The organism is Shewanella mesophila (assembly GCF_019457515.1).
GTDB classification, from domain to species: domain Bacteria; phylum Pseudomonadota; class Gammaproteobacteria; order Enterobacterales; family Shewanellaceae; genus Shewanella; species Shewanella mesophila.
Map to the genome: position 1 here is coordinate 1,383,763 of NZ_CP080421.1, position 18,573 is coordinate 1,402,335.

Consider the following 18,573-nt stretch of genomic DNA (forward strand, 5'->3'; position numbering starts at 1 on the left):
AAAAATAAAAAAAGAGCCGATTGGCTCTTTTTTATGCGAGTGTCTCAATTGTAGGAAAGAGATACATTAGATTAGTCATCGCAAGGTTAATAATTTACCGCCAAAATTTGATCCTCGCCGTAGTTCATCGCTATATCTTTAATGGTCACCGTACCCGTTGCATAAGGGGCTATTTTATGTGCTGTGCGATCAGCGCCTTGACTAAGTGCAAACTGATGGAAGCTTTGATCGTTACATACAAGGCGTGGAAATACCCTTTGCTTATTGATTCGGTACTCTTTCATTGTACCGTTAAACTTTACCACATTATTGCTGGCACCTGCTTTACAAACAGCAATCAGCGTTTTTTCCATGTGAGGTGTCATCGCGGCTTGAGTTGAAAAAGCGAATGGTGCTAACGCAATTACAGCGATTGATAGTAACTTTTTCATTTGATGCTCCTAGCATTTTTTCATTGGGATCGAGTAATAGTAAAGCCCCTATTTTGCATAAAAGCTGTTAGTGTTTTGTCGCCAAATGTATCTCAATGTGATGAGTGGATCAGTGTATGTCTGAAGGTAACAAAATATGTATGAAGCGATATGTATACCTATTTAACCTGAACTCGGGTTAAGAGATGGAATAACGCTAGATGAATTAGCCGTTTCACGCTTACTTCATCTCAAACTTGTCATTTGTTTTGCGAACAAGACCTATTTACGTGTCAATAGCCCGCCTATTGCAAGTGAGTCCAACGTAGTTAGCGGAATAAAGGGCTGTTTGAGATACATTTATTATCCCAAGTTCAGGTTATTTAGGTAGTGTACTAATGTCGGTAAAACTGCTTGGACAGAGTGATTTATGTCGCGAGTGCATCAAATCATGTGTCATCATGCGTTGACTGTGGCACCTAAGATGATCTTAAAAGATGTGAAACATCTGCTTGAATTAGAGAAGCAAGAGTATTTGATCGTACGAGATGAAAAGAAATCGTTGGGGGGGGCACATGGAAAACCTTCGCGAATGCTCACTTCTGTGATTATGATACTGAGTTGCATCATTAAAAAAGCCAAGCTGGTTAGCTTGGCTTTGTTGATATTTTCCGAGTCAATTAGTCAACGATACGCAACAGTTCATTGATACCGACTTTACCGCGAGTCTTAGCATCAACCTTCTTAACGATAATGGCGGCATATAAGCTATAAGTACCACATTTTGAAGGTAGATTGCCCGATACCACTACAGAACCCGCTGGAACACGTCCATAATGGACTTCGCCTGTTTCACGGTCGAAAATACGAGTGCTCTGGCCGATATAAACGCCCATAGAGATAACCGAGCCTTCTTCAACCACAACGCCTTCAACAATCTCAGAGCGTGCGCCAATAAAACAGTTATCTTCGATGATGGTTGGGCCTGCTTGCAACGGCTCTAACACACCGCCAATGCCCACACCGCCAGAGAGATGCACGTTTTTACCGATTTGTGCACATGACCCAACCGTTGCCCAAGTATCAACCATGGTGCCTTCATCAACATAGGCGCCTAGATTAACGTATGAAGGCATTAGCACTGTATTCTTACCTATGTACGAGCCCTTACGAACCGCAGCAGGTGGCACTACGCGAATGGCTTCCTCTTTAAAGCGTGCTTCATCATAATCGGCAAACTTCATTGGCACCTTGTCAAAGTATTTGGTTTCAGCGCCATCAACGACTTCGTTGTCGAAGATACGGAAAGAGAGCAGAACGGCTTTCTTTAGCCATTGATGTACGTGCCATTGGCCATCAATTTTTTCGGCGACACGAGCTTCGCCTCTATCTAACATATTGATGACTCGCTCGACATCGGCACGAATGGCGGCATCGACTGTGTTAGGTGTAATTTCTGCGCGAGCTTCAAAAGCTGCCTCAATACGTTGGCGTAAAGCCTCCATTAACATCTCCCAATTATCATTAACTATGAATGTTGACTAAATCTAATTATTAGGCTCAGATAGCACTTGGACCAGCGCCGCTCTGAGCTCATCTTGTTGAACTTGGTTTAACTCTTGTCCATCTGCCGTTTGTAACATGAAAAAGTCTTCGGCTCTTTCACCAATAGTGGTAATTTTCGCCCCTAGCAGCGACACCTGACAACGATAGAAAATATCACCCACTTTAGCCAGTAGTCCTGGGCAATCTAAGGCGATTAATTCCATCATGCTGGTGCCTTGCTTACGTGTAGGCAAAAAACTGACTTGAGTTCGAACTCGAAAGGGTTTCATCTGCCTAGGTAGTTTCTTAAATTTCGGCAGTTTAGCGGTATCGCTATTCAAGGCTTTGACAACCGCTTTCTTCAATCCTTGTATTCGAGATATTTGTGAAACAGGGCTGCCATCTTGCTCCAAAATAACGAAAGAATCCAGTGCGTAACCATCTTTTGAGTTCATGATACTCGCATCATGAACATTTATATTCTTGTTATCCAATACCGCCATAACTGTCGCGAATAACTTAGGCTTATCTGGACTATAAACGAAGAGCTCTGTCCCACCACGAGTCGTATGTTTAGAGATTAACACAAGCGGTTCGTCATGCTTATGCTTGAGGATCGCTTCTGCATGCCAGGCAACTTGATTGGGTTGGTGGCGCAGGAAATAGTCAGCCTTAAAACGCTGCCATAGAAGGTCGAGGCTTTTTTCTTTGATGCCGCGTCTTAGTAGCTCTTTCTTCGCTTTGCCTTGGTGCTCTCTGACCCTTGCTCTAATATCGACCGGTTTTTCTTTGCCTCTGGCAAGTACCCTTTGGGTTGAGAAGTAGAGATCGCGCAACAACGAGCCTTTCCAGTTATTCCAGGTTTTCTCGTTGGTGGCACAGATGTCGGCAACGGTTAAGCAGTAGAGATAGCTTAAGTGCACCGCATCACGTACTTTATCGGCAAATTCGGCGACGATGTCAGGATCTGATATATCACGGCGCTGAGCGGTAACTGACATCACTAAGTGGTTTTCTACCAACCAACTGACTAAGCGACCATCGTGTTTATTTAAGCCGTGTAGATCGCAAAATGCTTGAGCATCGACCGCACCTAGCTTGCTGTGATCGCCGCCGCGTCCCTTGCCTATATCGTGAAAAATGGCCGCTAGTACTAAGAGTCCTTTTTTCGGTAACTGATTAATCAGCACTGCGCCTAATGGAAACTCCTCTTTTTGCTCCGTTTGTGAGAAACGATCAATGTTTAACAGCAATCTATGGGTATGTTCATCTACTGTGTAAGCATGAAAGAGATCAAACTGCATTTGGCCTTCAATATTACGCCAAGCAGGCATATAGGCTGATAACATGCCGTGGCTATGCATTAACGATAAGGATGCGATGCCGCGAGGGTGACGCAAGATCTGTAGAAATACCGCTCGACAACGTTCATTTTCCATTAAAGGTTGTATTTGTGAACGGCGCGCTCGGCGCAGACTTCGTAAGGTCGGTGCGTAAATCGCTTTGACATTCGAGTTACGGGCGACTTGTAAGAATAGCCCCATCAACTCTGCAGGATCATCAAAAAGATCGGGGGTGAGCAGCTCGATAAATATACCGCGGCGCTGATAGTTTTCATCTATCTTTTTAATTTCTAACGCTTTGGTGTGGCCCAATGTGGCCCGTTTAAACAGTTGCAGCAGCATCTGGTTTAACTCCATCACACGACGTACCGTGCGATAGTAGCGTTTCATCATCTGTTCGACCGCGAGTTGGGTTTCATCTTTGTAGCCAAGTAGCTCTGCGACTTGGCGCTGAAGATCAAACAGCAAGCGGTTTTCATCACGACCAGAGATCAGGTGCAACGCAAAGCGTAGTCGCCAGAGATAATCTTGACACTCTAGCAGTTCATCCAATTCATTTTTTTCTAAAAAGCCGTGGGTGAGAAGCTCTTCTGCACAGCTTGCATCGAAATAGCGCATCGCGACCCAGGTAATGGTTTGAATATCTCTTAAGCCGCCAGGACAGGATTTTATGTTGGGCTCGAGATCGAATGCGCTGGCCTTTGCATGCCGGGCAAACTGCTCATCGCGCTTGGCGACAAAGAAATCGCTAGGAGGCCAGAAATTAGCTTCTCGTACCCCATCATAGAGTTGGTTAAATAGCCTGGGTTGACCACTTAATAGTCGGGCTTCGAGTAAATTGGTTGCAATGGTAATATCGTTAAGCCCAAGATCGAGAGTCTCATTTAAGGTACGAACACTATGACCCACCTCTAAGCCGGCATCCCAAAGGAACGCAATATAGGTTCCTAAAATGACTTCTCCTGCCTTAGATAGTTCGCCGTCGATAAGAAACAACAGATCGACGTCAGATTGGGGATGTAACTCACCGCGGCCATAACCCCCGACGGCAATGAGGGCGATAGGATGCTCGTTGAGTTGATGTAATTGCCATTGCTTAATAAGGAGTTCATCGACAAATCGACAGCGCTGACTGACCAGCTCAGTTACCGATTCCCCAGCGCTAAATCGCTCTAATAGTTCTTGGTTTTGTTGTTTTAAGGCGGTCTTTGCTGTTAGCGCTGTGTTCATTCTTGTCCTTAAAAGGGATAAAGATAGCAGGTAGTTGTACCTGCTATCTTGGGTTACCGCAACACAGAATGTAAACGGTTAATGATTGATGATTCGTGGGAAGTCTTCCTCTTCGCGTAGGGTTAATACTTCAACGCCCGTTGGCGTGATCAATAAAGTGTGTTCCCATTGGGCGGAGTTTTTACCGTCAGAGGTCGTGACAGTCCAGTTGTCATCTTTATCTAATACGCTAGTGTGGCGACCTGCATTGATCATAGGTTCAATGGTAAAGCACATACCTGGGCGTAATAGGGTCTTATCATTATTTTTATAATGCATAACCTGCGGCTCTTCATGGAAGCCTGCGCCAATGCCATGGCCACAATAGTCGGTAACTATGCTGTATTTTTCAAGGCCTGTTTTCTTACCTTTTACATATTTTTCGATAATGGTACCAATTTCGCCTAGTTTCATACCTGGACGTACTTTCTTGATGGCTTCATAAAGACTTTCTTGGGCTATGCGGCAAAGACGTTTGTCTTTGGCACTGACATCACCGATCAAGAACATCTTAGAAGTATCGCCATGGTAGCCATCTTTAATGACCGTGATATCGAGGTTGATAATATCGCCATCTTTTAATGCTCTGTCACTCGGAATACCGTGACAAATGACCTCATTAATAGAGGTACAAATTGATTTTGGAAAGCCATGATAATCAAGAGGTGCAGAAATTGCGCCTTGCTCTTCTGTGTACTTAGCGCAAATATCGTTGAGTTCGTTAGTCGTTACGCCAGCCTTTACATAAGGGGCTATCATCTCTAGTACGTCAGCGGCCAATTTACCTGCGGCGCGCATTTTTTCAATCTCTTCGGCTGTTTTAATCACTATACTCATTAAGCTGTCTCTTGGGTTTTGGTAGCTGCATTTTGGGCGCGTTTGCTACGCTAAAAATTTGTGTTTGCGCTGGTATTATGGTATAAAGCGCGCCGTTACGTTTGACTCTTGATACTTTGTCTTCTGACATTGAATTTAAGAGTGGATGTGGCGGCCATTATACATGGCAATTACTAAATACTAAATCACACACGTATCGACACGTTCTCCGGGGTGCCTATTTAGGTCGGAGATATGGGATGCGTGGAGGTCTAACCCCTAATTTTAAGGTAATAAAATGACTACAGTTTCAATGCGCGACATGCTTCAGGCTGGTGTTCACTTCGGTCACCAAACTCGTTACTGGAATCCAAAGATGAAGCCTTTCATCTTCGGCGCTCGTAACGGTGTACACATCATTAACCTAGAGCACACTGTGCCTATGTTCAATGAAGCACTAGCGTTCATCAGCAACGTAGCATCTAAGAAAGGTAAAGTTCTTTTCGTAGGTACTAAGCGCGCTGCAAGCGAAGCTATCAAAGAAGCAGCAATTTCTTGTGATCAGTACTACGTTGATAACCGCTGGTTAGGCGGTATGTTGACTAACTGGAAAACAGTTCGTCAATCAATCAAGCGTCTTAAAGATCTTGAAAGCCAGTCTGTAGACGGTACTTTCGACAAGCTAACTAAGAAAGAAGCGCTTATGCGTACTCGTGAACTTGATAAACTAGAGAAGTCTCTTGGTGGTATCAAGAACATGGGCGGCCTACCTGACGTGATCTTCGTTATCGGTGCCGACCATGAACATATCGCTATTAAAGAAGCTAACAACCTAGGTATTCCAGTTGTTGCTGTTGTTGATACTAACTCTTCTCCAGACGGCATCAACTACATCGTTCCTGGTAACGATGATGCTATGCGTTCTATCCGTCTGTACACTGAGTCAGTTGCTGCAGCTGCTAAAGAAGGCCGTGGTCAAGACCTAGCTGTTCAAGCTGAGCAAGATGGTTTCGTAGAAGCTGAATAATAAGGCGAGATGAATTTCATCGCCCTTATTAACCAAGAAGTATGATTGGTGAACAGGGGCCTTGGGCCCCTGTTTTTTCACATTTGATTTGTAGAGTTTTCTATAGAGGATTTAACAATGGCAATTACTGCTGCCCAAGTTAAAGAACTACGTGAGCGCACTGGCGCTGGCATGATGGATTGTAAAAAAGCGCTAACTGAAACCAATGGTGACATTGAGCTAGCGATTGAAAATATGCGTAAGAGTGGTGCTGCTAAGGCTGCTAAAAAAGCGGGTAACATCGCTGCTGACGGCACAATCCTTATCAAGCAGGGCGCTGGTTTTACTGCACTTTTAGAAGTTAACTGTCAAACTGACTTCGTTGCTAAAGACGGAAACTTCCTAGGATTCGCTAACGCTGTACTAGACGTTGCTGCTGCATCTAAAGTGACTATCGAAGATTTGAAAGCGCAGTTTGAAGAAACTCGTGTTGCTCTAGTTGCTAAGATCGGTGAAAACATCAACGTTCGTCGCGTTGAGTACATCGATGGCGACAAACTTGCTTTCTACCGTCACGGTGAGCGTATTGGTGTTGTTGTAACAGGTGAAGCTGACGAAGAAACACTAAAGCACATCGCAATGCACGTTGCTGCTTCTAAGCCTGAATACGTTAATCCTGAAGACGTACCAGCTGATGTTGTTGAGAAAGAAAGAGCCGTTCAAATCGAAATCGCGATGAATGAAGGCAAGCCTCAAGAGATCGCTGAGAAGATGGTTGCTGGTCGTATGAAGAAGTTCACTGGTGAGGTTTCTCTTACTGGTCAAGCTTTCATCATGGAACCTAAGAAAACTGTTGGCGAAATTCTTAAAGAGAAAGGTGCTTCAGTTACTAACTTCATTCGTTTAGAAGTTGGTGAAGGTATCGAGAAGAAAGAAGAAGATTTCGCTGCTGAAGTTGCAGCACAAATCGCCGCTTCTAAGGCTTAATCGTCGCTTTTTAGATACACCCAAAACCGCAGCAATCGCTGCGGTTTTGTTATGTCAATTAGATTGCCGCAACACGCATTTTTTCCGATATAATTGGCAAGTTACCCATCGGCATTTATCAGGATAAATAACTATGAGCACAAATCCAAAACCTGCTTTTCGACGTATTCTTCTCAAATTGAGTGGCGAAGCCTTAATGGGCGAAGAGGGCTTTGGCATTGACCCCAAGGTGCTAGATCGTATGGCACAAGAGATTAAAGAGCTGGTTGAGCTTGGTATTCAAGTCGGTGTTGTGATTGGTGGTGGTAACCTTTTCCGTGGTGAAGGTTTAGCAAAAGCGGGTATGAACCGCGTTGTAGGCGACCATATGGGGATGCTAGCAACCGTGATGAATGGTTTGGCAATGCGCGATGCATTGCACCGAGCTTATGTTAATGCTCGCCTTATGTCTGCAATCCCTCTAAAAGGCGTGTGTGACGATTACAATTGGGCTGAAGCGATTAGCTTGCTCAAATCTGGGCGTGTGGTAATTTTTGCGGCGGGTACAGGTAATCCATTTTGCACCACAGATTCAGCTGCGTGTTTACGTGGGATTGAAATTGAAGCCGAAGTTGTACTTAAAGGCACTAAAGTCGATGGCGTCTATTCAGACGACCCAGTGAAGAACCCAGAAGCGGTCAAATATGACGAGATGGGTTATGACGAAGTACTCGACAAAGAATTAAAAGTGATGGATCTTGCGGCGTTTACACTTGCAAGAGACCACGATATGCCGATTTTAGTATTTAATATGAATAAGCCTGGTGCGCTGCGCCGTGTTATTATGGGTGACCATGAAGGCACAATGATTAAGAGTAGCCGCGCAAAATCAGCCGAATAAATTTGTTTGTACTAACGAAAACTTAGTAACCCAAAAAGGATATTAAACGTGATTAATGAGATCAAAGCAGATGCGAAACTTCGCATGGGTAAATGTGTAGAAGCGACTAAGACTCAAATGGCTAAAGTGCGTACAGGCCGTGCTCACCCAAGCCTACTCGATTCAATCAAGGTTTCTTACTACGGTTCAATGACCCCGCTTAAGCAAGTGGGTAACGTGTCAATTGAAGACTCAAGAACACTTGCTGTAACCGTTTTTGATTCGACGCTAATTCCTGTGGTAGAAAAGGCGATCATGAGTTCAGACCTTGGTCTTAATCCAATGTCTGCAGGTACGACGATCCGTATTCCTCTGCCAGCCCTGACTGAAGAGCGTCGCAAAGACTTGATTAAAGTGGTTCGCGCCGAGGCTGAGAATGGCCGTATTGCGGTACGTAATGTGCGCCGTGATGCAAACTCTGATGTAAAAGCGTTAGAGAAAGATAAAGAGTGTACTGAAGACGATGTTCGTCGCAGCGAAGATGAGATTCAGAAGTTTACTGACGCTCACGTTAAAATGATTGATGAGATTTTGGCTGCAAAAGAAGCAGAGTTGATGGAAGTCTAATCTCCCTGCTTAGTCACTAGAGTTAACACGCCGTGTAGGGGTATACTACACGGCGTTTGCTATTTTAAAGGGTTGTAATAGATGTCAATCGAATCTCAAACTAGCTCTGAGCTTTCAAACGAAGCACTCTCAGAGTTAGTCAAGCAATCTATCCCTAAGCACGTTGCGATCATTATGGATGGTAATGGTCGTTGGGCTCAGGCCCAAGGTAAGCCTCGTGTCATTGGACACAAAGCTGGGGTTAAGGCTGTTAGACGTGCGGTTAGCACGGCTCGAGAGATGGGGATAGGCTCACTAACACTGTTTGCATTTTCAAGTGAGAATTGGCGTAGACCCGACAAAGAAGTCAGTTTGTTGATGGAACTGTTTTTTACCGTGCTGCAAAGAGAGCTCAAATTGCTGCACAAGAATGGTGTTCGTCTCAATATTATCGGCGATATCAGTCGTTTTTCAGAGCGTTTACAAAAGCAAATTGCTGCCGCTATGGCGAAAACAGCTGATAATGATGGTTTAATTTTGAACGTTGCCGCTAACTATGGTGGTCGTTGGGATATTATGCAGGCGGCGCAAACCTTAGCCAAAAAGGTTGAATCTGGTGAAATGAACAGCAGTCAGTTCACTGAAGAGGCGTTAAATCAGCATTTATGCATGCAAAATCAGTCGGAAGTTGATTTAATGATCCGAACGGGCGGAGATTATCGCATCAGCAACTTCGTGCTCTGGCAGGCCGCTTACGCAGAGTTAGTGTTTACTGATGTACTTTGGCCGGATTTTGATGAGCAAGCCTTTAAAGATGCTGTAGCCGTATTTGCTACACGCCAGCGCCGTTTTGGATTAACGGGATCTCAAATTGAGACATTACAGGCTGAATGCTAAATAATAAGAGGGAAAGTTTTGCTAAAACATAGAATAATAACAGCAGTATGGTTAATCCCCTTGGTCATGGGGGCCATATTCTTTTTCCCTGTGGAGTATTTTTCATGGGCCTTGGTTGCGGTCTTTTTAATCGCTGGTAAAGAGTGGGGGCGCATCATTGATAAGCGCTGCAATATTACCCAGTGGAGCTTTACCTTTACGATAGGAGTATTGCTGGTTGCGCTAAATATCTTGGTGCCAACAGAGCAAATTTGGTTGAATGGCAGCCTACATCCTATATTTATGGCCATTATGCTCATTGGTGCCATTTGGTGGGCTATTTCACTACTATTAGTTCTCTCTTTCCCGAAAAGCGCTGCCTTATGGGGCAAAAGCCATATGTTTAAGTCCATGTTTGGACAGTTGACATTAATTCCTTGTTTTACCGCACTCATAGCCTTGAAAGCGTTAAGTAACGAGGCGACCCCATATTATGGTGGAACCTTAGTTTTCTTGGTGATGTTAACTGTGTGGGCTACCGATTCTGGTGCTTATTTTGCCGGTAAGGCACTAGGTAAGCATAAGCTTATGCCCAATGTTAGTCCTGCTAAAACCATTGAAGGTCTTATTGGTGGGCTATTAACCACCATGATTGTTGTTGCGGGCATTATGTATGTGTCGCCAGAACAAGAAGTCGGCCTAATCATCGCTGTTACGCTATTTGTCGCTTTGGTTTCAGCTGTGGGCGATCTATCTGAAAGCATGTTTAAGCGTGTGGCAGAGATTAAAGATTCTGGAACAATTTTACCAGGTCATGGCGGGGTGTTAGATCGTATCGATAGTCTAACTGCAGCGCTGCCTATCTTTACGTTACTTTATATCGCATTTTGGATGTAACCATGCAGAAAATGGTGATTCTAGGCGCCACCGGATCCATTGGCGCTAGTACCTTGAGTGTCATTGCTCGTAACCCCAATGAGTATAGTGTTTATGCACTAGTGGCTAATACCAGCGTCGATAAGATGCTGGCCTTGTGTATTGCCCATCGACCGACAGTTGTCCATATGGTGGATGCGGCCGCAGCTCATCTTTTACAGCAGCAACTGCCGTCCAACCTTAATGTTCGCGTGTCAACAGGCGAAGATGAACTACTTGAATTAGTCAGTTCAAATGAGGTTGATACTGTGATGGCTGCAATCGTGGGGGCCGCGGGGTTACCATCGACACTGGCGGCGGTAAAAGCGGGCAAACGAGTACTGCTAGCCAATAAAGAATCACTGGTGATGTCGGGGCGGTTATTTATTGATGAGATGCAGCGTTCTGGCGCTCAGGTTTTACCTGTTGATAGCGAACATAATGCCATATTTCAATGTTTACCTCAGTTGGCCCAGCAGCAGATTGGGGCATGCCAATTGGCTGAGGCGGGAATCTCTCACATATTATTGACTGGATCTGGCGGACCATTCTTAAATACCGATTTAACCTTGTTACCGGATATGACACCGGAGCAGGCATGTAAGCATCCTAATTGGTCTATGGGGCGCAAAATTTCGGTCGATTCAGCCAGCATGATGAATAAGGGGCTTGAGTATATTGAGGCTCGATGGTTATTTAACGCGAGTAAAGAGCAACTTAAGGTCGTGGTGCATCCTCAGAGTGTTATTCACTCCATGGTGCAATATAAAGATGGCTCTGTTGTCGCTCAGTTGGGTAACCCTGACATGCGTACCCCTATTGCTCATTGTATGGCCTATCCGCAAAGAATTTCTGCTGGCGTTGAACCTTTGGATTTTTTCAAAGTCGGACAGTTAAGCTTTCTAGAACCTGACTTCGAACGTTTTCCCTGTCTTGCATTAGCAATTGAAGCCTGTGAACAGGGGCAGGAGGCGACCACAGTGCTGAACGCTGCCAATGAAATTTCCGTTGAGGCGTTTCTTGCGGGTAAGATACGGTTTACTGATATTGCAAAAATTAACGAGTTCTGTTTATTCAAGGTGGCTAAACAGAGCTTAAATACGATTGAAGATATTTTGGCGCTTGATCGTCAAACACGCATTGTCGCCGCTGAGCATCTTAAGCACATGCAATCGTTGTAAAGGAGTGTAATGCTAGACTTTTTATGGAACCTAGGTTCTTTTGTCATTGCCTTAGGTGTGCTGATAACGGCGCACGAATATGGACACTTTTGGGTCGCTAGACGTTGCGGCGTTAAGGTCGAGCGTTTCTCGATTGGTTTTGGCAAGGCTATCTGGCGTAAAGTGGGCAGTGATGGAACCGAATATGTCCTCGCACTTATCCCGTTAGGTGGCTATGTTAAGATGCTCGACGAACGTGTCGATGATGTGCCGCAAGCGTTAAAATCACAAGCCTTTAATCGTAAATCGGTATGGCAACGTATCGCCATTGTCGGCGCTGGCCCTATGGCAAACTTCATCTTTGCTATTTTTGCGCTGTACATCATGTATCTTATCGGCGTGCCGTCATTAAAGCCTGTGATTGAGTCTACTCAAGCCGATACGCCTGCTGCGGTTATCCAGGTTAATCGGCCGATGCAGATCATCGCCGTTGGTGACCAAAGTGTGCGTAATTGGGAAGAGGTGACGTACGCTTTAGTTGGTCACATCGGTGATGAACAGATATCGATGACGTTAGCGCCGTTATCCGGCGTTATGGGCGAAGAGCGGAGTTATAAGCTTGATACCCGCAACTGGAAGTTTGATCCAGAGAAGCAATCACCGATAACCTCATTAGGTTTGGATATCTATCGCCCCGAGATCACGCCCACATTAGCTTTGGTCAGTGATGATGGTGCTGCTCATGCGGCTGGCGTAAGGGTTGGCGATACCATAGTCGCTATTAACGGCAGTTCCTACAGTGATTGGGATGGTTTTGTTGAGCAGATAAAAGCGTCGGCCAATAAAACGGTAAGCATTACTGTAAAGCGAAATGGCGAGCAGCTTAAACTAAGTGTTACCCCGAAAGCGCGAACCTTGGATAATGGCAGTGTCGAGGGGGTTATTGGTGTTGCGCCAACTCAAGCGCCTTGGCCTGAAGAGATGCGTCTTCAGTTAGAATATGGCTTTGGCGAATCTTTTGTGGTTGCTGCAGATAAAACGTGGCAACTTGTGTCAGTCAGCATTAAGATGATTGGCAAATTGTTTACTGGCGATGTGTCAGTTAAAAATCTCAGTGGCCCTATCTCTATTGCACAAGGTGCAGGAAGCAGTGCTAACTACGGATTAGTTTATTTTTTAGGATTCCTGGCATTAATTAGCGTAAATTTAGGCATTATTAATTTATTGCCTTTACCCGTGCTAGATGGTGGGCATCTGTTATATTACTTCATCGAAGTGATCACAGGCAGGCCTGTACCAGAAAAGGTACAGGAAATTGGATTCAGATTTGGGGCAGCTATGCTGCTAATGTTGATGAGTATCGCCCTTTTCAATGATTTTTCCCGACTCTGAGCAAGGACACACACATAATTAGAAGTGCTCTATGAGATTGAATAAAATTTTTGCCTCGATGTTATTAGTCGGTGCGTCTTTATCAGGGAACGGTTGGGCAGAGACATTCCAGCCATTTGAAGTCACAGATATCCAAGTGCAGGGCTTGCAACGTGTTGCGCTTGGTGCCGCCTTGTTAAATATCCCCATTAAGGTGGGAGATACCGTTGACGAAACGCGTTTGCAGCAAGCGATTAAGAGCTTATATTCGTCGACTAACTTCGAACATATTGAAGTTGCCCGAGACGGTAGTGTGCTTGTGGTGACAGTAAAAGAGCGTCCAACTATCAGCGTTGTCTCTTTCGAAGGTAACAAAGATATTAAGGATGAGCAGTTACAAGAAAGCCTCGACGGTAGTGATGTAAAAGTCGGTGAATCTTTGGACCGCACCATGCTAAGCGGTATCGAGAAGAGCTTACAAGATTTCTACTATGGTGTCGGTAAATATGGCGCTAAGGTTGAAGCGCAGGTGATTAATCTGCCGAGAAACCGTGTCGAGCTTAAGTTTAAGTTCACCGAAGGTTTAGCCGCAGAGATCCGTCAAATCAACGTGGTGGGTAATACTGTATTTACCGATGCAGAGTTGATCGGCATGCTTGAACTTAAAGATTATGTCGCATGGTGGGATCTTTTTGGTGAGCGTCGTTATCAAAAGCAGAAGCTACAAGCCGATCTCGAGACCATCAAAACCTTCTATCATAACCGTGGTTATATTCGATTCGATGTTGCCTCTACTCAGGTAGCAATGACTCCAGATCGTAAAGGACTCTATATCACGATTAACGTCGATGAGGGTGAGCAGTACAAGGTTAAAGATGTTAATCTTACTGGTGATCTGATGGGGCGTGAAGAGGTGATGCAGGCGATTTTGCCTATCAAGGTCGGCGATACCTATAATGGTGGCGATGTAACCTTTACCGAAGAGATGTATGGTAAATATCTGGGCCGCTTCGGTTATGCTTATCCGGAAGTGAAAACCTACCCAGAAATTGACGATGAGACCAAAGAGGTCACGCTTAACGTCAATATTAAACCAGGTAAGCGGGTTTATGTACGTAGTATTAACTTCACGGGTAACCAAGTCACCAAAGATGAAGTATTACGCCGAGAACTCCGTCAGATGGAAGGCGCTTGGTTAAATTCGGCTCAGGTTGAGCAATCAAAGTCACGTCTTAATCGCCTAGGTTATTTTGAAACGGTTGATACTCAAACTGTGCAAGTGCCAGGTACTGATGATCTCGTTGATGTCGCATTTAATGTTAAAGAGCAGCCTTCTGGTTCATTTAACGCCGGCGTAGGTTACGGTACCGAATCTGGCCTTAGTCTGCAGTTTGGTGTTCAGCAGAGTAACTTCCTAGGCACGGGTAATCAGGCTGGGATAAACCTCAATACCAACAAATACTCTAAAAACGTCAATGTTTCTTATACCGATCCCTACTTTACTAAAGATGGTGTCAGTTTAGGTGGGAGTGTTTTCTGGAGCGAGTTTGATGCGAATGAGGCCAACTTAGAGCGTTATAAAAATAGCTCGTACGGTGTTACATTGAATTCGGGTTTCCCGATCAATGAATACAATCGTATTAACGGTGGTGTAGGCTATCGTCATAACGAAATCTCAGAGATTTCAGCTTATGAACAGGCGCTGCGCTTCTATAACATCTACCGTGATGCAAATGATCCAAACGCCGATCTCGCATTCGATAACTTTGAGTTAAATCTCGGTTGGTACCGCAGTACGTTAAACCGAGGCACTTTCCCAACAGATGGTTCATCGCAACGTCTAAGCGGCAAGATGACTGTGCCAGGTTCCGATCTACAATATTTTAAGACTGATTTCGATACCAGTTTTTACTGGCCAATTACCCGAAGTCACAGCTTTGTATTCTTGACTAAAGCGCGTTTAGGTTACGGTAACGGTTACGGTCAATTTGATAGTAATGATCAAATTCTACCCTTCTGGGAAAACTACTACTCAGGTGGTAGCAGCTCATTACGTGGCTTTAAGTCTAATTCAGTCGGTCCACGTTCATTCTACTTGTATCGTGGTAGTGAACCTTGCTCACCTGATCCATCGGGTGATGGTTGTTCGCTTCCAGGCGATCCTAATCGTGTAACGGTAAGTGATGGACGCTCTATTGGTGGTAATGCTATTGCGACAGCAACGATAGAAATGATTGTACCTACACCGTTTTTGGATGAGGCATATACCAACTCTGTGCGCACCAGTTTCTTCGTCGATGCGGGTAACGTGTGGGATACTGAGTTTGATTATGACTCATATAAATTCTTGCCAGCAGAGCAGTTTGCTAAGCTAGAAGATTACTCAGATCCAGGGCGTATCCGTGCATCTGCGGGGATGAGTGTACAATGGTTGTCGCCGATGGGACCTATGGTATTTAGTCTTGCATGGCCAATCAAAAAATATGAAGATGACGATACCGAGATCTTCTCGTTCAACATTGGTAAAACTTTCTAAAGTAGAACTAATTTAAATAAAAAGTATTCGGCAAGTTTTGCTGACAATAAGGAGTTTATTTTGAATAAGATGTTTAATCGCGCAATGATGGTTTTGGTTCTTTTAGGTGCACCAATTGCTGCGCAAGCTGAGAAAATTGCCGTTGTTGATATGCAAGCGGTGTTTGAGCAACTACCTCAGCGTGAAGAAGTAAGTAAAACCCTTAAAACCGAATTCGGTGACCGTGTTGCAGGTGTGCAAAAGATGCAAGACGAACTGCGCACTATGCTTGAAACTCAGCAGCGTGATGCAGCCCTGATGAGCGAGACTCAAAAGACAGAAATGTTACGTAAGATGGAATCAATCAAAGCCGAGCTACAACTCAAAGGTAAGGCTTTGGATGAAGATATGCGTCGTCGTAACGGTGAAGAGCAAAACAAATTGCTTGTTAAAGTTCAAAAAGCGATCAGTGCTATTGCTGAGAAAGAGCAATATGACGTAGTGCTTCAACGTGGTGCGGTCATTTACGTTAAACCTACTTCAGATATCAGCAGCAAAGTTGTTGAAGCGTTGAGTAAAGGCTAACGATTGATGACAAGCTACACATTAAGAGAGATAGCCACTCACTTAAATGCTGAAGTACAAGGTGATGACACGGTTAACATTAACCGTGTTGCTACCTTAGAAAATGCACAAGTCGGTGAGATCTCTTTTTTAGCCAATTCTAAGTACGAAAGTCAACTCGAAGGCACCTCAGCCTCGGCGGTATTGTTGTCGCCTAAGAGTGCTGAAAGTTATGCGGGTAACGCCATCGTTCTCAATGATCCTTATGTTGGGTTTGCCCGAGTCGCTCAGTTACTCGATTCGACCCCAAAGGCGGCAGAATCGATTCACCCTAGTGCGGTAATTGATGCTTCGGCAACGTTAGGAGAAGGCGTTGCTATTGGCGCTAATGCGGTAGTTGGTCCAAATGTCATAATTGGTGAAAATGTCCAAGTTGGTCCGGGTTGTGTGATAGGGCAAGACTCTATTGTTGGTTCTGGTACTATTTTATGGGCTAATGTCACCCTCTATCATGATGTACACTTGGGTCAGGCTTGTATCATTCACTCGGGTACCGTGATAGGTTCTGACGGTTTTGGCTATGCTAATGAGCGTGGTCAATGGATTAAAATTCCACAAACGGGTGGTGTGCGCATCGGTGATAACGTCGAAGTCGGTGCTTGTACTAGCATAGATAGAGGCGCTATCGAGCATACCGAGATCCACAACGGTGTGATTATTGATAACCAAGTTCAGATTGCCCATAACGTCATTATTGGTGCCAATAGCGCATTGGCAGGCAGTTCAACCATTGCTGGCAGTGTGACCATAGGCAAGTATTGCATCGTGGGTGGTAATAGCGCCGTTGCGGGGCATCTATCTATTGCTGATGGTACCCACGTCTCAGGTGGAACAAACGTCACGAGTGTTATTCGGGAGCCTGGTGTATACTCCTCGGCAACCGTCGCGATGGAAAATAAAGTCTGGCGCCGAAATACGGTTAGATTTAGACAGCTCGATGAGTTGTTCCAGCGCGTTAAGAAGCTTGAAAAAAACGTTAAATCAGATGATTAACTGCCTTTGGCAGCTAAGGAAGTTATTGAGTGTCAAATCAATTAAACACAATGGATATCAAAGAGATCCTGAAGTTTTTACCTCATAGATATCCGTTTTTATTGATCGATAGAGTCTTAGACTTTACCCCAGGCGAAACACTGTATGCGATCAAAAATGTGACCATTAATGAGCCGTTTTTCCAAGGCCATTTCCCTGTACAACCAGTTATGCCTGGTGTATTGATCCTTGAAGCTATGGCTCAGGCGACTGGCCTGTTAGCATTTAAGACCATGAGCGATGTGCCTTCAAATGACGCTCTATACTATTTCGCGGGTATTGATAAGGCACGCTTTAAGCGTGTCGTCGAACCTGGTGATCAACTTCATTTTGAAGTGAAAATGATTAAAGAACGCCGCGGGATTGGGGTGTTTACCGGTGAAGCCAAGGTGGATGGTGAACTAGTTTGTTCAGCTGAAATCATGTGTGCCCGTAGAGAGATTAGCAAGTGATCGATAAGTTAGCGTTTGTACATCCCGATGCCAAAATAGGCAATAACGTCACTATTGGTCCTTGGACTTATATTGGTGCTGACGTTGAGATAGGTGACGATTGTCATCTTAGTTCTCATGTCGTGGTCAAAGGGCCTACCGTTATCGGTAAAGGTAATCGCATTTTTCAGTTCGCATCTGTGGGTGAAGATTGTCAAGATAAGAAGTATGCCGGCGAGCCGACACGTCTTATCATCGGCGATAACAATGTTATCCGAGAGTCGGTAACCATTCATCGCGGCACCACACAAGACAAGGGTGAGACCATTATAGGTTCTAATAACCTGTTTATGGCCTATGTTCATATTGCTCACGATTGCGTGGTCGGTAATAACGTGATTATGGCCAATAACGCCTCTATCGCGGGTCACGTGCATGTGGGTGATTGGGCGATTTTAGGTGGTATGACTGGAGTACACCAGTTTGTTCATATTGGTGCCCATGCATTCACAGCTGGTTACTCTTTGATATTGCAAGATGTTCCGCCATTTGTGATGGCTTCAGGCCAACCCGCGATCCCGCGTGGATTGAACAGTGAAGGACTCAAGCGTCGTGGTTTCTCTAAAGAGAGCCAACTTGCCGTGCGCCGAGCTTATAAAACGCTTTATCGTAAAGGTTTAACTATAGAAGAGGCCGTTGCAGCACTGGGTGAAGATGCAGAAGATGAGCAGGTAAAGCTGCTGATGGATTTTGTGGTCAATTCCAGCCGTGGCATCATTCGCTAACGATATGCCTTTAAAAGAAAAGC

Annotated in this window: 17 protein-coding genes; 13 read left to right on the top strand and 4 right to left on the bottom strand. The window is 44.8% G+C overall.

Annotated elements, in window-relative coordinates:
• Window positions 1–86: 86 nt before the first annotated feature.
• The 4 genes from K0I73_RS06160 to map all read right to left on the bottom strand — a co-directional run bounded on the left by K0I73_RS06160 (window position 87) and on the right by map (window position 5,404).
• Window positions 87–431 (bottom strand): DUF3718 domain-containing protein, encoded by a 345-nt coding sequence (locus K0I73_RS06160; RefSeq protein ID WP_220063614.1) that lies wholly within the window; start codon window positions 429–431, stop codon window positions 87–89.
• 659 nt (window positions 432–1,090) lie between these two features.
• Window positions 1,091–1,915, bottom strand: coding sequence for a 2,3,4,5-tetrahydropyridine-2,6-dicarboxylate N-succinyltransferase (gene dapD / locus K0I73_RS06165; protein WP_220063615.1), 825 nt, complete (start codon window positions 1,913–1,915; stop codon window positions 1,091–1,093).
• A 42-nt stretch (window positions 1,916–1,957) separates the two neighbouring features.
• Window positions 1,958–4,528, bottom strand: coding sequence for a bifunctional uridylyltransferase/uridylyl-removing protein GlnD (gene glnD / locus K0I73_RS06170; RefSeq protein ID WP_220063616.1), 2,571 nt, complete (start codon window positions 4,526–4,528; stop codon window positions 1,958–1,960).
• Between the two features lie 78 nt (window positions 4,529–4,606).
• Complete coding sequence (gene map / locus K0I73_RS06175; RefSeq protein WP_220063617.1) at window positions 4,607–5,404, bottom strand: type I methionyl aminopeptidase; 798 nt, start codon at window positions 5,402–5,404, stop codon at window positions 4,607–4,609.
• 277 nt (window positions 5,405–5,681) lie between these two features.
• Between map and rpsB the strand changes: the two genes are divergently transcribed.
• From rpsB to lpxA, 13 genes are all read left to right on the top strand, one after another.
• A complete protein-coding gene (gene rpsB, locus K0I73_RS06180) occupies window positions 5,682–6,410 on the top strand; it encodes a 30S ribosomal protein S2 (protein ID WP_220063618.1) in 729 nt (242 codons plus the stop codon).
• A gap of 117 nt (window positions 6,411–6,527) precedes the next feature.
• Window positions 6,528–7,376 (top strand): translation elongation factor Ts, encoded by an 849-nt coding sequence (gene tsf, locus K0I73_RS06185; protein WP_220063619.1) that lies wholly within the window; start codon window positions 6,528–6,530, stop codon window positions 7,374–7,376.
• 133 nt (window positions 7,377–7,509) lie between these two features.
• A complete protein-coding gene (pyrH, locus tag K0I73_RS06190; protein WP_220063620.1) occupies window positions 7,510–8,256 on the top strand; it encodes a UMP kinase in 747 nt (248 codons plus the stop codon).
• Window positions 8,257–8,304: 48 nt separating this feature from the next.
• Entirely contained in the window at window positions 8,305–8,862 is a 558-nt protein-coding gene (frr, locus tag K0I73_RS06195) for a ribosome recycling factor (RefSeq protein WP_220063621.1), read from the top strand.
• An 81-nt stretch (window positions 8,863–8,943) separates the two neighbouring features.
• Window positions 8,944–9,738, top strand: coding sequence for a polyprenyl diphosphate synthase (gene uppS / locus K0I73_RS06200; protein ID WP_220063622.1), 795 nt, complete (start codon window positions 8,944–8,946; stop codon window positions 9,736–9,738).
• 18 nt (window positions 9,739–9,756) lie between these two features.
• Window positions 9,757–10,614: a phosphatidate cytidylyltransferase gene (locus tag K0I73_RS06205; RefSeq protein WP_220063623.1), complete on the top strand. Its 858-nt coding sequence runs from the start codon at window positions 9,757–9,759 to the stop codon at window positions 10,612–10,614.
• Window positions 10,615–10,616: 2 nt separating this feature from the next.
• Entirely contained in the window at window positions 10,617–11,813 is a 1,197-nt protein-coding gene (gene ispC / locus K0I73_RS06210; RefSeq protein ID WP_220063624.1) for a 1-deoxy-D-xylulose-5-phosphate reductoisomerase, read from the top strand.
• Between the two features lie 9 nt (window positions 11,814–11,822).
• Window positions 11,823–13,184, top strand: coding sequence for a sigma E protease regulator RseP (gene rseP / locus K0I73_RS06215; RefSeq protein WP_220063625.1), 1,362 nt, complete (start codon window positions 11,823–11,825; stop codon window positions 13,182–13,184).
• 31 nt (window positions 13,185–13,215) lie between these two features.
• A complete protein-coding gene (gene bamA / locus K0I73_RS06220) occupies window positions 13,216–15,699 on the top strand; it encodes an outer membrane protein assembly factor BamA (RefSeq protein ID WP_220063626.1) in 2,484 nt (827 codons plus the stop codon).
• A 69-nt stretch (window positions 15,700–15,768) separates the two neighbouring features.
• Window positions 15,769–16,263: an OmpH/Skp family outer membrane protein gene (locus tag K0I73_RS06225; RefSeq protein ID WP_220064287.1), complete on the top strand. Its 495-nt coding sequence runs from the start codon at window positions 15,769–15,771 to the stop codon at window positions 16,261–16,263.
• 6 nt (window positions 16,264–16,269) lie between these two features.
• Window positions 16,270–17,295 carry a UDP-3-O-(3-hydroxymyristoyl)glucosamine N-acyltransferase gene (lpxD, locus tag K0I73_RS06230; protein ID WP_220063627.1) on the top strand — a complete coding sequence of 342 codons (1,026 nt, stop codon included), beginning with the start codon at window positions 16,270–16,272 and terminating at the stop codon, window positions 17,293–17,295.
• A 29-nt stretch (window positions 17,296–17,324) separates the two neighbouring features.
• Window positions 17,325–17,786 (top strand): 3-hydroxyacyl-ACP dehydratase FabZ, encoded by a 462-nt coding sequence (fabZ, locus tag K0I73_RS06235; RefSeq protein WP_220063628.1) that lies wholly within the window; start codon window positions 17,325–17,327, stop codon window positions 17,784–17,786.
• Window positions 17,783–18,550, top strand: a complete 768-nt coding sequence (gene lpxA / locus K0I73_RS06240; protein WP_220063629.1) for an acyl-ACP--UDP-N-acetylglucosamine O-acyltransferase — start codon at window positions 17,783–17,785, stop codon at window positions 18,548–18,550. Before fabZ ends, lpxA begins: the two co-directional genes overlap by 4 nt.
• Window positions 18,551–18,573 lie beyond the last annotated feature (23 nt).